This window comes from Sphingomonas sp. S2-65, from assembly GCF_021513175.1.
Lineage (GTDB): Bacteria > Pseudomonadota > Alphaproteobacteria > Sphingomonadales > Sphingomonadaceae > Sphingomonas.
Genome location: NZ_CP090953.1, coordinates 651302 through 666492 on the forward strand (window position 1 = coordinate 651302; position 15191 = coordinate 666492).

A 15191-nucleotide genomic window follows, 5' to 3' on the forward strand; every position below is an offset into this window, starting at 1 on the left:
GCCTGGAGAATGGCAGGCGCCGATCTTCACACTTGGTCTCAAACCCGGCACCGGCCCAGCGACGCCGGCACCTGCCGCCGAGCCTTCCGTGAGCCGTTACATATTCGGGTAGTTCGGCCCGCCCCCGCCCTCGGGCACCACCCAATTGATGTTCTGGGTCGGGTCCTTGATGTCGCAGGTCTTGCAGTGGACGCAATTCTGCGCGTTGATCTGGAAGCGTGGCTCGCCGGCCTCCTCCACCACTTCATACACGCCGGCCGGGCAGTAACGCTGCGCCGGCTCGGCATAGACCGGCAGGTTGAACCGGATCGGGATGTCCGGATCCTTCAGCGTCAGGTGGACCGGCTGGTCCTCCTCATGATTGGTGTTCGAAATGAACACCGAGGACAGGCGATCGAAGGTCAGCACCCCGTCGGGCTTGGGATAGTCGATCTTCCGCGCGTGCTCGGCGCGCCACAGGCTCTCATGGTCGGGCTTGTGCTTCATGGTGATCGGCCAGCGCAGGCCGACCGTCTCCATCCACATCGCCACGCCGGAGAGCAGCGTTCCCCAGGTGTCGCCGAACTTCTTCACCAGCGGCGCGACGTTGCGGACGGTGCGCAACTCCTTGTACACCCAGCTCTGCTCGTACGCAGCCGGATAGGCGTCGAGCGTGTCGCTGGTCCGCCCTGCCGAAACCGCCGCGAACGCCGCCTCGGCCGCCATCATGCCGCTCTTCATCGCGGTGTGCGTGCCCTTGATCCGCGGCACGTTGAGGAAGCCGGCGGTGTCGCCAATCAGCGCCGCGCCCGGCATCACCAGCTTGGGCACCGACTGCCAGCCGCCCTCGCTGATCGCCCGCGCGCCATACGACACGCGCTTGCCGCCTTCGAGCAGCGCGGCGATCTCGGGATGGGTCTTCCAGCGCTGCATCTCGTGGAACGGCGAGAGATAGGGGTTCTTGTAGTTCAGCCACACCACGAAGCCGAGCGCCACCTGGCCGTCGGCCTGATGATACAGGAAGCCGCCGCCATTCGACTCGCCTTCCTTCAGCGGCCACCCCTGGGTGTGTACCACCTTGCCCGGCACATGCTTCTTGGGATCGATGTCCCACAATTCCTTGATGCCGATGCCGTATACCTGCGGCTGCGCGTCCGAACACAAGTCGAACTGCCGCTGCAACTGCTTGGACAGATGCCCCCGCACGCCCTCGCCGAAGAAGGTATATTTGGCGTGCAGCTCCAGCCCGGGCTGATAGTCGCCCTTGTGCGTGCCGTCGCGCGCCACGCCCATGTCGCCGGTGGCCACGCCCTTCACGCTGCCATCCTCGTTGTAGAGGATCTCGGCCGCGGCAAAGCCTGGGAAGATCTCGACCCCCATCTCCTGCGCCTTGTCGGCCAGCCAGCGGCACAGATTGCCGAGCGAGCCGGTATAGGTGCCCTTGTTGTGGAGGAACGGCGGCGTCAGGAACTCGGGGAAGCTCGACTTGCCCTTCTCGCTCAGCACCCAATGGTGGTTCTCGGTCACCGGCGTGCTCGCCAGCGGGCAGCCATCCTCGCGCCACGTCGGCAGCAGTTCGTCCAGCGCCTTGGGGTCGACCACGGCGCCCGACAGGATGTGCGCGCCGACCTCCGAACCCTTTTCCAGGATGCAGACGGACAGCTCCTGCCCCGCCTGCTCGGCCAGCTGCTTCAGCCGGATCGCCGCCGACAGGCCCGATGGCCCTGCCCCGACGATCACGACGTCATAGGGCATCGACTCCCGCTCGCTCATCCTCTTTATCCTCGCGAAACTCATCAATGGGCGTACAGGTCGCGCTTGTCGTCGCGCGTCCGCCACGTCCTGCCTGCCGCGTCGATGAAGGCAGATTGACCACGGCGTCAACAGGGATTCAAAGATAGGGTATGGGGGCGGAACCGATCCAGGATTGGCAGAAGACACTCGCGAGCACGCTGGAATGGTGGCGCGACGCCGGGGTCGACATGCTCGTCGAGGACGATCCGCACGACTGGCTGATCCGCGCCGCCCCGCCCGTCGAACCCGCAACGAACCCCGTCGCCGTAGCGGCTCCCGTCGCCGAGGTCCTGCCCGACACGCTAGACGCCTTTGTCGAATGGCGCCTGAGTGACTCCGCGCCCGAGGCCGGCTGGCACGCCCCGCGCTTCGCACCGACCGGCCCGAAGGAAGCGGAATGGGTATTGCTCACCGACATGCCCGAAGCCGAGGATGACGCCCGGTTGATGGAGGGACCTGCCGGCCAGCTGCTCGACCGCATGCTCGCCGCCATCGGGCTGTCGCGCGAGTCGGTCCATCTCGCCAGCCTGGTCGTCGCTCGCCCGATGACCGGCCGCATTCCCCCCGAACAGGAGCCGCGGCTGATCGAGCTCGCGCGGCATCACCTGTCCTTGCTCCGGCCCAAAAAGCTGCTCCTGCTCGGCCAAGCGGCAAGCCGTGTGTTGGCTGAGACGAACGGCACCGGCGGCCCCGATAGTATACACGCGGTTAACCATTTTGGGGCAAAGACCCTGCTGGTGGCGACCTTCCACCCGCGCTTTCTGTTGGAGCGGCCGGTCGCAAAGAGTGAAGCCTGGAAACATCTGCTGCTTTTGAGCCGGGGGCCCAGCGAGTGACGAAGCGTATCCTTATCGCCGCGGCCATGATCGCGGCACCGGTCGCGGCGCATGCCGATGTCCTTCCCGCGGGCGCTCCGCTCGCCCCCGGCGATTCCGCCGCGTCCGCGCCGCTGCGCGACGGCGACGGCATTCCCGACCAGCTCGATGCCGACCAGCGCGAAGGCTACCGCAAGGTGTTCGCCGCAATCCGTGCCGAACAATGGATCGACGCCCAGATCCAGCTCGATTCGATGAAGCCCGGTCCGCTCCACGCGATCGCCCGCGCCGAGCTCTACACCGCCAAGAACTCGCCCAAGGTCGAGCTCGCCCCGCTGATCACGCTGCTCCAGGAAGCCCCCGAGCTTCCCGAGGCCGAACAACTCGCGCGCATGGCCAAGACGCGCGGCGCGGCCGATCTGCCGCTGCTGCCGCAGGCGCAGCGCCTGATCTGGTTCGACGGTGCCCCCGTCCGCCAGCGCGCCCGCTCGATCAAGAGCGACACCGCCGCCACCTCGGTCGCCATCGAGATCTCGCCCTTCGTGAAGGCCGATGACGGCGTCCAGGCCGAAGCCGTGGTCGAGAAGTTCGCCGCCGATCTCACGCCCGAAGCGCTGACCGAGTGGCAGCAAAAGGTCGCCTGGATCTATTATGTCGCCGGCGACGACGGCAACGCCCGCCGCATGGCCGCCAAGGCGCAGCAGGGCGTCGGCGACTGGGCTGCGCAGGCCGATTGGGTCGGTGGCCTCGCCGCCTGGCGTCAGCAGGATTGCGTCGATGCCGGCACTTCGTTCGAACGCGTCGCCAGCCGCGCCGCCGACATCGAATTGCGCTCGGCCGGGCTTTATTGGGGCTCGCGCGCCGACATGATGTGCGGTCGCCCGGACAGGGTCGGGCAGAAGCTCCGCGCCGCGACGCAGTATAGCGAAAGCTATTACGGCCTGCTCGCCAAGGCAGCGCTCGCGATCGAGGACAAGCCCGGCAAGGGCGAGAAGATGGTCGCGCAGGACTGGCAGGTGCTCGCCCGCCGCCCCAATGTCCGCGTCGCTGCCGCTTTGGTCGAAGTCGGCGAGACCAGCCTGGCCGACAAGGTGCTCCGCCACCAGGCCCGCTTCTCGACTCCGGCCGAGCACAGCGCGCTCAGCCGCCTGGCTGGACGCTTCGACCTCGCCTCCACCCAGCTGTGGCTGTCGCACAACGGCCCCTCGGGCGCGAAGCCGCTGCTCCAGGCCCGCTACCCCTCGCCCAATTGGACCCCCGCCGGCGGCTGGCGCGTCGACAAGGCGCTGGTATTCGCCCACACGCTCCAGGAATCCCGTTTCAACTCCGAGATCCGCAGCGCCGCCGGCGCGATGGGGCTCATGCAGGTCAAGACCGGCGCCGCCACCGATGTCGGCCGCCGCCGCGGTGTCACTTATGCCGCCTCCGATCTGACCAAGCCGTCAGTCAACATGGAGATCGGCCAGTCCTATCTCGAGCAGCTGCGCGACCAGCCCTTCACCGGCGGGCTGCTGCCCAAGGTAATCGCCGCCTATAATGCCGGCCCGACGCCGGTGCAGGCCTGGAACAGCCTCACCAAGGACAATGGCGACCCCCTGCTCTACATCGAAAGCATCCCCTATTGGGAAACGCGCGGCTACGTCATGGTCGTGCTGCGCAACTATTGGATGTACGAGCAGCAGGAAGGCCGCAAGTCGGTCAGCCGCGCCGCGCTCGCGCAGGGCATGTGGCCGCGCTTCCCCGGGCTTCCCGGCGCCCCGGCCGTCCGGATCGGCGCCCGCACCGCGCCTGCCGGTGCACGGCAGCTCGCCCGTGCCAATTGATGCCAGCATCGCGTTCCGGCCGGTCCGGATCGCCGTGCTCACCGTCTCCGACACCCGCGGCCTGGCCGAGGACCGCTCGGGCGGCCGCCTCGTCGAGCGGCTGACCAGCGCCGGCCACGAACTTGCCGACCGGGCGATCGTCCGCGACGATTCCGACCAGATCATCGGCAAGCTCCACGCCTGGATCGACGATCCCGAGATCGACGTCGTGCTCACCACCGGCGGCACCGGCGTCACGGGGCGGGACATCACCCCCGAGGCTCTGGCCCGCGTCTGGGACAAGGAGATCCCCGGTTTCGGCGAGCTGTTCCGCTGGCTCAGCTACCAGAGCATCGGCACCTCGACGATCCAGTCGCGCGCCACCGCCGGCGTGGCGCGGGGCACCTATCTCTTCGCCCTCCCCGGCTCGACCGGCGCCGTCACCGATGCCTGGGACGGCATCCTCGCCACCCAGCTCGACATCCGCCACAAGCCCTGCAACTTCGTCGAACTGATGCCGAGATTGATGGAGCGGTAAACCCAATCCTCCCCGTCCCGGGGAGGAATATTCACCCCTCGCTGACAAACACCCCCAGCACATTCCCCGCCGGATCGCGAAAGTGGAACCGCCGCCCGCCGGGATAGCCGAACACCGGCACCACGATCTCGCCGCCCGCCGCCTCGACCTTCGCCAGCGCGTCCTCCAGATCCTGTACCTCGACCAGCACCAGCACCTGCTCGATCGGCTGATCCGCGCTGCCGTTGAGCCCCAGGTCGACATCGCCGCCGGTCGTCGCGGCATAGTCCGGCCCGAAATCGGTGAACCCCCAGCCGAACGCCTGCGCATAGAAGTCCCGCACCGGCCCCGTGCCCGTCACCGGCAGTTCCACATAGCTGATCCGTGCCATCATCCACCCCCTAATCGTTCTTGCTATGTTCTACACGATTGCCTAGCATTTTGCAATGGCAAAGACTCGCGCCGTCCGCGGCGCCACCCTCAACCAGGAGAGCACGCGCTTTAACCTCGCCCAGCGTGAGGCCGATGGCGACTGGCTCGACGCGCAATCCGACATCGACGGCGCGCCGCCGCCGCTGCGCACCACCGTCACCGTCGAAAAGCCGCGCACCATCCTCACCCGCAACAATTCGCCGGACATCGGCTTCGATCGCTCGGTGAACCCGTATCGCGGCTGCGAGCATGGCTGCATCTACTGCTTCGCCCGGCCCAGCCACGCCTTTCACGATCTTTCCCCCGGCCTCGATTTCGAAAGCAAGCTGTTCGCCAAGCCCGACGCCCCCGCCCTGCTCCGCGCCGAGCTGCAGAAGCGCAACTACGCGTGCCGCCCGATCGCCTTCGGCACCAACACCGATCCCTATCAGCCGATCGAGGCGGCCTGGCGGATCACCCGCGGCTGCATCGAAGTGCTCGCCGCGTGCGACCACCCGATCACCATCACCACCAAGTCCGACCGCGTCACCCGCGACATCGATTTGCTCGCGCCGATGGCCGCCAAGGGGCTCGCCGCGGTGATGCTCTCGGTCACCACCCTCGACCCGCGTACCGCGATGACGGTCGAGCCCCGCGCCACCACGCCGATGCGCCGCATCGCCGCGATCCGCACGCTTTCGGACGCCGGCATTCCCGTCTTCGTCTCGCTCGCCCCGGTCATCCCGCAGATCACCGACCACGAGATCGAGCACATCCTCGAGCTCGCAGCCCAGGCCGGCGCCCGCTCCGCTTTCTTCCTCCCCGTCCGCCTGCCGCACGAAGTGGCGCCGCTGTTCCGCGCCTGGCTGGACGCCCATTTCCCCGATCGCGCCGCCAAGGTGATGGCCACCATCCAGTCGATCCGCGGCGGCCGCGACAACGATCCCGATTTCTTTTCCCGCATGAAGGGCCAGGGTCCGTGGGCCGAGCTGCTGCGCACCCGCTTCCGCATCGCGGCGCGCCGCCATGGCCTGGACGGCGCGCGCATCCAGCTGCGCACCGACCTGTTCCGCCCGCCCCCCGGGCCGCAGGGCGAGCTGTTCTGATTGCCAGCCCACCCCGCCGCCCGTAAGCACTGCCTTCGCTTCAAGGATCTTCGATGCGCGCTTTCCTGCTGGCGGTGATCGCCCTTTTCATTGCCCCCGCCGCGTTCGCCCAGGCCGACCCGCTTCCCACCGGCAAGCTGCCCGACCTGGTCCAGCCGGTCGCCTACCGCCTCGACATGACGATCGTCCCGGCCCAGCCGCGCTTCGGCGGGCATACCGAGATCGATGTCGACCTCAAGCGCCCCGCCGCCTCGATCTTCCTCCACGGCCGCAGCCTCCACATCACCAAGGCGCTGGTCCGCGTCGGCCGCAAGGAGACGCCGGTCACCTTCACGCAAAAGACGCCGCAGGGCCTCGCCCAGGTCGATTTCGGCCGCACGCTGCCCGCCGGCCGCCTCACGCTCAAGTTCGACTATGACGCCGCCTTCGCCACCGGCCCCGCGGGCCTCTACCATCTCGATATCGCCAAGGACTGGTACAGCTGGACGCAGTTCGAATCGATCGACGCCCGCTCCGCCTTCCCGTCCTTCGACGAGCCCGGCTACAAGACCCCGTTCACGGTCTCGATCCGCACCGCGCCCGGGCTGATGGCGGTCAGCAACGCGCCCGAGGCCGGCAAACCGGTCAAGGCCGGCAAGCTCGTCCGCCACGACTTCATCGCCACCAAGCCGCTGCCGACCTATCTGGTCGCCTTCGTCGTCGGCCCCTTCGCGCATCTCGAAACCGTCGTTCCGCCCTCGCCGCAGCGCAAGGAGCCGCTGCCGCTGCGCGTCATCGGCACCAAGCCCAACGCCGGCCAGCTCCAGTTCGCGCTCGCCGAATCCGGCAGGATCGTCACGCTGCTCGAAGAGTATTTCGACCAGCCCTTCCCCTATCCCAAGCTCGACCAGATCGGCTCGCCGGTCATGCCCGGAGCGATGGAGAATGCCGGCGCCGATATCTATGGCGACGGCATCCTGTTCCTCGACGAGGCCGCATCGAGCGCGACCAAGCAGACCTTCGGCATGGTCGTCGCGCACGAGCTGTCGCACCAATGGTTCGGCGATCTCGTCACCCCCGCCTGGTGGGACGATATCTGGCTGAACGAAAGCTTCGCCAACTGGATGGGCTACCGCATCGGCAACGCCTGGCGCCCGAACCTCAACATCGGCGTCGACGCGATCAAGGAGGGCTTCGACGCGATGACGCTCGACGCGCTCGTCGCCGGCCGCCCGATCCATGAGCGCATCACCAAGGACGCCGATATCGATGCCGCGTTCGACGCCATCACCTATGGCAAGGGCGGTCAGGTCGTCGGCATGATCGCCGCCTATATGGGCGAGGAGAAGTTCCGCGACGGCGTCCGCCTCCACATGCGCCGCCACCTCTACGCCAACGCCACCACCGACGAGTTCTTCGCCTCGCTCGCCGAAGCCGCACACGATCCGCGCGTGCTCGCCTCGCTGCGCAGCTTCGTCGATCAACAGGGCGTTCCCGTCGTCACCCTGCAACGCGCCGGAACCACACTGCAGGCGACTCAGCAGCGCTACGCCGCGTTCGGCACCAATGCGCCCGCGCAACAGTGGATCATCCCGCTCTGCCTGCGGGCGGGCGACACCAAGAATTGCACCCTGCTCGAAGGCGCCGGTGCCACGATCCCGGCCCCTGCCGCGGCGAACTCGCCGCTGATGCCCAACGCCGGAGGCTGGGGCTATTACCGCTTCGAGCTCGACCAGCCCGATTGGGACGCACTGATCGCCGCCGGCGCGGCCCTGCCCGAGGCAGAGGCACTCGCGCTTGGCGACAGCCTCTGGGCCAGCTTCCACGCCGGCAAGCCGCGCACCGCGCAGCTCTTCCAGCTCGCCCGCGTGATGGCGGCCCACCCCGCCACCCGCGTGGCGCTCGACAACGCCAAGCGGTTGCGCGGCCTGGAAGAAGACGGGCTCGTCTCCACCCAGGCGCTGCCCGCCTATCGCACGCTGCTCGCCGGCATCTACGGGCCGATGCTCGACAAATTGGGCTTCGACCCCGCTGCCGGCGCCTATGCCGCTGAGAACCCGGACACCCGCCAGCTCCGCGCCGACCTGCTCGCCACGCTGGTCGCCGCGCACGACGCGACCGTGCGCGCGAAGCTCACCGCCGCGCTCGACGCGTACCTTGCCGGTGACGCAAGCGCGCTTGACGCGAAGTTCCTCGAAACCGCGATTGCCGTCACCACGGAGGATCGCGGCCCTGCATTTGCCCGCCTGATCGCCGACAAGGCGTTGTCGCAGGCCACGCCGGTGCTTGGAGAGGCCGCGTTCCAGGGCATCGCAGCCTCGAACAGTCCAGAGGTCGCGCGCTGGTTCTTCAACGACTTCGCCGACCCGCGCCTTCCTGCCGAGGCTCGGATCATGATCACGCCGCTGTTCCTCGAAGCGCCCGGCACCCGCGACATCGCCAGCAGCTTCATGCTCGCCCATTTCGACGAATATTCGAAGGCGGCCGGCGGCGGCGGCATCTTCTCGGCCCGCCTCGCCGCGACCTTCGACAGCCTGTGCTCGGCCGAACAGGCGGCTCAGGTCGATGCCAAGCTCCGTCCCCAGCTCGCCAATGACAGCACCCTGGGGCTGGACCGCGCCCTCGAAACCATCCGCAACTGCGCCCGCTTCCGCGACGCCAAGGCCGCCGAAGTCAGCGCCGCGGTACTGGCGGTGCAGTAAGGTCTGCAGCGCGGCATAACGGCTGCCACCACCCCACACCGTCACCCCGGCCTTGTGCCGGGGTCCACCTCACCGTCATCGAGCAGCTTCGACATCGGAGCGGATCGCCCGCCGCACGGTGGATCCCGGCACAAGGCCGGGATGACGTGTGTGGATGCGTTGCTCGACCTCTCGCGTGCGGCGAGGCCCGCAGGAGCCGCGCCTCACTCCAACCGAAACCCGCGATATTCCTCCCGGATCGCCGTCTTCAGCAACTTCCCCGTCGCGGTATGCGGCAGCGAGTCCACGAACAGCACGGCATCGGGCAACCACCATTTGGCGACATGCGCCGACAGATGCGCCCGCACCGCCGCCGCATCGACATCGGCCCCCTGCTTGCGCACCACCAGCAGCACCGGCCGCTCTTCCCACCGCGGATGATGCACCCCGATCGCCGCCGCCTCGGCCACGCCGGCACACCCCACCGCGCAATTTTCCAGCTCGACCGAGCTGATCCACTCGCCGCCCGACTTGATCACGTCCTTCACGCGGTCGGTGATCTGCATCGTGCCATCGGGATGCAGCACCGCGACATCGCCGGTGTCGAACCAATTATCGGCATCGACCGCCAACGCCTCGTCCTTGAAATATTGGCCGATCACCCACGGCCCCCGTACGTGCAGCCGCCCCGAACTTACTCCATCGCGCGGCAGCTCCGCGCCGTCCTCGCCCACCACGCGCAGCTCAACTCCGAACGGCACGGTGCCCTGCTTGGAAACCTGGTCGACCTGCTGCTCGAAGCGCAGATCATCCCAGTCGGGCGACGGCGCGCCCATCGTCCCGATCGGCGAGGTTTCGGTCATCCCCCAGGCATGGTTGACGCAGATGCCCATCCGCATCAGCCGCTCGATCATCGCGCGGGGCGCGGCCGATCCGCCGATCGTCACGATCTTCAAATGCCGGGGCGCCTCCCCCGTCGCGTCCATATATTGGAACATCGCGAACCAGACGGTGGGGACACCCGCCGAGTGCGTGACCTGTTCGCCGTTCATCAGCGCGCACAGGATTTTGGGCTCGTTGACCGCCGAGAACACCAGCTTGATCCCCGCCGCCGCTGCCGCCCAGGGCAGGCCCCAGCCGACCGCATGGAACATCGGCACTACCGGCAGCGCCACCGCGCGCCGCGACAGGTCGAACACATCGGGCTGCAACTCGGCGATCGCGTGCAGCACGGTCGAGCGGTGGCTATAGACCACACCTTTGGGGTTGCCGGTCGTTCCGCTGGTGTAACAAAGCATGCACGGCGCGCGCTCGTCCCCCTCGACCCAGGCATAGGCACCGTCTTGCGCGTCAAGCAGAACGTCAAATGCGCCATCGTCGAAGCACACATAATGCTCGATCGTCGTCCACTGATCTCGCATCCGCTCCACGATCGGCGCGAACGCCCGGTCATAGAACAGCACTCGGTCCTCGGCATGGTTGGCGATGAAGGCCAGCTGGTCGTCGAACAGCCGCGGGTTGATCGTGTGGATCAGGCCCCCCATCCCCGCCACGCCGTACCACGCCACCAGGTGCCGGGCATGGTTCATCGCCAGCGTCGCCACCCGGTCACCGGGACGAACGCCCAGCCGCTCCAGCGCCTGCGCCAGCCGCCGTGCATCCCGCGCGATCCCTGCCCAGTCGGTCCGTGTCTCGCTGCCATCGGCCCAACGGGTAACGATCTCCCGCCCCCCATGCTCGCGCGCCGCATGGTCGAGCAACCGCGTCACCCGCAGCTCGAAATCCTGCATCCCTCCAAACATCGCTCTCTCCGGCTTTATGTTTTGCCGGAAGGTATCGCATGGAAGCTCGAAGTCGAGCAGTTCATCACGCGCAGATCCTCCCCCGGAGGGGGAGGTGGGATGCGCAGCATGACGGAGGGGTATTCTCCGCGAGCGCTCGCTACCGCGAGTGCTCCCCTCGACTAAGCCGCCGCCGCCAACGTGACCTCGGGATTTCCGAACCGCGCCGAGCGCACACCCGGAACCCCCCGCAGCGCCTCGATCATTTCCTCGTCCAGCCGGAAATTGCGGCCGATCACCAGTTCGGCCTGCCCCTCGGGACCATAGGGCACCCATAGCCGGACCGTGCTCCGTCCACCGCGCCGATCGCCGATCATCTGCGCCAGCCGCGGCATCACCGCGACGTCGTCGACCTCCAGGTCGATGATCAGCCGCGCCGCGTCCGCCAGGGCCTCGAACGGCTGCACCCGCTTCACCGACACGCGCGGCGTGTCCTCGCCCGCGCGCTTGTCCAGCTCGACGGTAAGCACCGCGCAGCCACCCGCCTTGGCCGCCTCTTCCAGATCCTTCGCCGCCACTTCGTCGAAACAGGTCGTCAGCGTCTGCGCGCTCTGGTCGGAGATCGTCGCCATCAGGTACTTGTTGCCCCGCGCCGAGGTCCGCCACCGCGCATCCTCGATCAGCGCGGCGATCGTGGCACCGACGCGCCCGCCTACCGGAACATCCACCTCCGCCAGCGATCCGATCTCGCGCACCCCATGCATCCGCGTCAGGTGCCCATAACGGTCGAGCGGATGCGCCTCGAAATAATAGCCATAGGCATCGCGCTCGGCGTTGATCCGCTCGGACCTCGACCAGTTCGCCCCGCGCGGCAGCTGGATCGCACTTCCGCTCGGCTCGGCCTCGCCGAACAGGCCGCCCTGCCCGCTCGTCTTGTTGGCAAAGGTGCGCTGCGCCACCGCCAGGATCGTCTCGGCGGCGGCGTGCACCCCCGCCCGGTTCGGCTGGATCGCGTCGAAGGCTCCTGCCGCCGCCAGCGTCTCCAGCTGCCGCTTGTTGATCAGCCGCGGATCGACGCGCTTGGCGAACTCGTCGAGCGACTTGAACAGTCCCTTGGCGTCGCGCTCCTCGACCAGCTCGTCCATCGCCTTTTCGCCCACGCCCTTCAGCGCGCCGAGCGCATAGCGGACCGCCAACCCGTCGCCGTGCCGCTCGACATGGAAGTCGGCCAGGCTCTTGTTGATGTCGGCGGGCAGCACCTCGATGTTCAGCCGGCGCATGTCGTCGGCGAAGATCGCCAGCTTGTCGGTCTGGTGGATGTCGTACGCCATCGACGCGGCGAAGAACTCGTGCGGATGGTGCGCCTTGAGCCACGCGGTCTGGTAGGCGAGCAGCGCATAGGCCGCCGCGTGCGACTTGTTGAAGCCATAGCCCGCGAACTTGTCGATCAAGTCGAACAGCTCGTTGGCCTTGCTGGCCTTGATGTTGTTCACCTTCGCGCAGCCCTCGACGAAGATCGCGCGCTGCTGGTCCATCTCCGCCTTGATCTTCTTGCCCATCGCGCGGCGCAGCATGTCGGCGCCGCCCAGCGAGTAGCCCGCCAGGATCTGCGCGGCCTGCATCACCTGTTCCTGATAGACGAAGATCCCATAGGTCTCCTTCAGGATCGGTTCGAGCGCCTCGTGCGGATAGACGATCTCCTCGCTGCCCTGCTTGCGTCGGCCAAAGCTCGGGATGTTGTCCATCGGGCCGGGACGGTAGAGCGACACCAGCGCGATGATGTCGCCGAAATTGGTCGGGCGCACGGCCGTCAGCGTGCGGCGCATGCCTTCGGATTCCAGCTGGAACACGCCCACCGTGTCGCCGCGCTGGAGCAGGTCGTACACCTCGGTGTCGTCCCAGCTCAGCGTATCCAGATCAACGTCGATCCCGCGGTCGCCCAGCAGTTCGACTGCCTTTTTGAGCACCGACAGCGTCTTGAGGCCGAGAAAGTCGAACTTCACCAGCCCGGCACCCTCGACATATTTCATGTCGAACTGGGTGACCGGCATGTCCGAGCGTGGATCGCGGTACAGCGGCACCAGCTGCGCCAGCGGCCGGTCGCCGATCACCACACCCGCAGCGTGAGTCGACGAATGCCGCGGCAGCCCTTCCAGCCGCATCGACAGGTCCACCAGCCGCCGCACATCGGCCTGGCTCTTATACTCGGCATGGAACTCAGAAACGCCGTTCAGCGTCCGCTCGAGCGTCCAGGGATCGGTCGGGTGGTTGGGGATCAGCTTGGCGAGCCGGTCGACCTGGCCATAGCTCATCTGCAGCACGCGGCCGATGTCCTTGATCACCGCGCGCGCCTTCATCGTCCCGAAGGTGATGATCTGCGCGACCTTGTCCGCGCCATAGCGCTCCTGGACGTAGCGGATCACTTCGCCGCGCCGGGTTTCGCAGAAATCGATGTCGAAATCCGGCATCGACACGCGTTCTGGGTTCAAAAAGCGCTCGAACAGCAGCCCCAGCTTGAGCGGATCGAGGTCGGTGATCGTCAGCACCCACGCCACCACCGATCCCGCGCCCGAGCCACGCCCCGGCCCCACCGGAATGTCGTGCGCCTTGGCCCATTGGATGAAGTCCGCGACGATCAGGAAGTAGCCCGGGAACCCCATCTGGATGATGACGTCGAGCTCGAACTCCAGCCGGTCCTCATAGGCCTTGCGGTCCTCCGCCGAGGTGATCCCGGCCTTGTCCAGCCGCGCGTCGAGCCCGACCCAGCTGCGCTCGCGCAGCATCGCCGCCTCGCCCTCGCGGTCGCCGGCCAGGCTCGGCAGGATCGGCTTGCGCTTGGGCGCCGCATAGGCACAGCGCTGCGCCACCACGAGGGTGTTCTCGATCGCCTCGGGCAAGTCGGCGAACAGCCGCTTCATCTCGTCGGCCGGCTTCATCCAAGCGTCCGGAGAGCTCCGCGGCCGCTCGTCCGACGCCACATAAGACGAGTTGGCAATGCACAGCATCGCGTCATGCGCCCGGTGGAAATCGGCCTCGGCGAAGCAGCACGGGTTCGTGCCCACGATCGGCAAGTCGCGCGCATAGGCGTAATCGAGCAGCTTGGCCTCGGCCCGCGTCTCGACATCGTCCCCGCGCCGCGCGATTTCGACATACAGCTTGCCCGGGAACAGCGTCTCCAGCCGCGCCGCATACACTTCGGCCGCCCTGTCCTGCTCCTCGGCATAAAGCCGCGCCAGCGCGCCCTCGGCGCCCGCGGTCAGGCACAGCAAGCCTTCGACCCGCCCCTCGAGATCCTCGAAAGCGACATGCGCCTCCTCCTCGATCGGACGGCCCAGATGCGCGTGCGACACCAGGTGGCACAGGTTCAGATACCCGGTCTCGTCCTGGGCATAGAGCGCCAGCCAGTCGATCGGCGCGCTCACGCCTTCGGGCATGTCAGGCCGCTTCACTGCCAGCAGCGTGCCGATCACCGGCTGCACGCCCGCCTTCTTCGCCGCGTCCGAATAGGACATCGCCGCGTACAACCCGTTGCGGTCCGCCACCGCCGCCGCCGGAAAGCCCAGCGTCTTCGCCTGCTTGGCGATGTTCTTGGGCTCGATCGCCCCTTCCAGCATGGTGAACGAGGAGAAAACCCGAAGTGGTACGAAACCCGAATGCGCCATGCGCGACCCTATGCGCTCCCTGCCCGATTCTTCAACCGCCATGCGCCGTGCCGACCCCGGTTAACGCCGCTTGACGCGTGGCATCCGTAACGACCCGTAAAGCGGAGTCGCGGATGGGAGCCGCCCTGAATGGCAGCGCGCCCGGTTCTTCGCCAGAACCTGGTTAACGAAGCGGCAACGCCGCACGGCTTCTTTCAGGGACGAAGAACGAGATGGCGATCCTCTGCACGGTCATGGGCCACACCCCCGGCACTCAGCGGCACCACAATCAGGGCCTCGAATTCAGCCTGTGCCACCATTGCGGCTGCGACCTGATCCGCTTCGCCGACAGTGCCGACTGGACCAAGGTTCCCACCGGTTTTCAGGTTGTCTGGCGCGAGTTCGGCCGCGTCGACGACGCCAAGTCGGTCGCGCAGCGCATGGCCCGCATGACCCCGCCGCGCCGCCGCGATCCACGCGGCGCCCGCCCTGCCTCGCGCCGGGATCCGCGCGGCACGCCGGTGCGCGGCACCGCCTCGATGATGGGACTGCTGACTCGCATCGGCCGCCTGGTCGAGGACGAACCCGCCGACACGCTGATCGACCGCGTTTCGCAAAAGCCGATCCGCCTGCCCTATCTGAAGAACTGACGAGGGCGCCTTTTACCTGAGCGGGGGGTTTGAAG

10 protein-coding genes are annotated in these 15191 nt (G+C 67.5%); 6 read left to right on the top strand and 4 right to left on the bottom strand.

The genetic code is table 11. The features are described 5' to 3' along the window. Window positions 1-96: 96 nt before the first annotated feature. The gene (locus LZ586_RS03250; RefSeq protein ID WP_235078255.1) at window positions 97-1752 is read right to left on the bottom strand and encodes an electron transfer flavoprotein-ubiquinone oxidoreductase; all 1656 of its coding nucleotides are present in this window, start codon (window positions 1750-1752) and stop codon (window positions 97-99) included. A gap of 131 nt (window positions 1753-1883) precedes the next feature. On the opposite strand from LZ586_RS03250, the gene LZ586_RS03255 reads away from it, so the two are divergent. Genes LZ586_RS03255 through moaB form a run of 3 tightly spaced genes read left to right on the top strand, consistent with a single transcriptional unit; the run spans window position 1884 to window position 4928 of the window. Beyond that, the gene (locus tag LZ586_RS03255; protein WP_235078256.1) at window positions 1884-2609 is read left to right on the top strand and encodes a uracil-DNA glycosylase family protein; all 726 of its coding nucleotides are present in this window, start codon (window positions 1884-1886) and stop codon (window positions 2607-2609) included. Continuing rightward, window positions 2606-4411 carry a lytic transglycosylase domain-containing protein gene (locus LZ586_RS03260; protein ID WP_235078257.1) on the top strand — a complete coding sequence of 602 codons (1806 nt, stop codon included), beginning with the start codon at window positions 2606-2608 and terminating at the stop codon, window positions 4409-4411. The genes LZ586_RS03255 and LZ586_RS03260 overlap by 4 nt, the downstream gene beginning before the upstream one ends. Continuing rightward, window positions 4401-4928: a molybdenum cofactor biosynthesis protein B gene (gene moaB, locus LZ586_RS03265; RefSeq protein ID WP_235078258.1), complete on the top strand. Its 528-nt coding sequence runs from the start codon at window positions 4401-4403 to the stop codon at window positions 4926-4928. Before LZ586_RS03260 ends, moaB begins: the two co-directional genes overlap by 11 nt. A 31-nt stretch (window positions 4929-4959) precedes the next feature. Here moaB and LZ586_RS03270 read toward each other — a convergent pair whose 3' ends face one another. Continuing rightward, window positions 4960-5301 carry a VOC family protein gene (locus LZ586_RS03270; RefSeq protein WP_319938045.1) on the bottom strand — a complete coding sequence of 114 codons (342 nt, stop codon included), beginning with the start codon at window positions 5299-5301 and terminating at the stop codon, window positions 4960-4962. A gap of 52 nt (window positions 5302-5353) precedes the next feature. On the opposite strand from LZ586_RS03270, the gene LZ586_RS03275 reads away from it, so the two are divergent. Both LZ586_RS03275 and LZ586_RS03280 read left to right on the top strand, forming a co-directional pair. Continuing rightward, window positions 5354-6424 carry a PA0069 family radical SAM protein gene (locus LZ586_RS03275; RefSeq protein WP_235078259.1) on the top strand — a complete coding sequence of 357 codons (1071 nt, stop codon included), beginning with the start codon at window positions 5354-5356 and terminating at the stop codon, window positions 6422-6424. Window positions 6425-6477: 53 nt separating this feature from the next. Continuing rightward, window positions 6478-9105 (top strand): M1 family metallopeptidase, encoded by a 2628-nt coding sequence (locus LZ586_RS03280; protein ID WP_235078260.1) that lies wholly within the window; start codon window positions 6478-6480, stop codon window positions 9103-9105. A gap of 203 nt (window positions 9106-9308) precedes the next feature. Here LZ586_RS03280 and LZ586_RS03285 read toward each other — a convergent pair whose 3' ends face one another. Beyond that, window positions 9309-10886, bottom strand: coding sequence for a long-chain fatty acid--CoA ligase (locus tag LZ586_RS03285; protein WP_235078261.1), 1578 nt, complete (start codon window positions 10884-10886; stop codon window positions 9309-9311). 161 nt (window positions 10887-11047) lie between these two features. Beyond that, window positions 11048-14527, bottom strand: a complete 3480-nt coding sequence (dnaE, locus tag LZ586_RS03290; protein WP_235078262.1) for a DNA polymerase III subunit alpha — start codon at window positions 14525-14527, stop codon at window positions 11048-11050. A gap of 212 nt (window positions 14528-14739) precedes the next feature. Here dnaE and LZ586_RS03295 point away from each other — a divergent pair, with 212 nt between their 5' ends. Then, window positions 14740-15156, top strand: coding sequence for a hypothetical protein (locus LZ586_RS03295; protein ID WP_235078263.1), 417 nt, complete (start codon window positions 14740-14742; stop codon window positions 15154-15156). The last annotated feature ends 35 nt before the right edge of the window (window positions 15157-15191 follow it).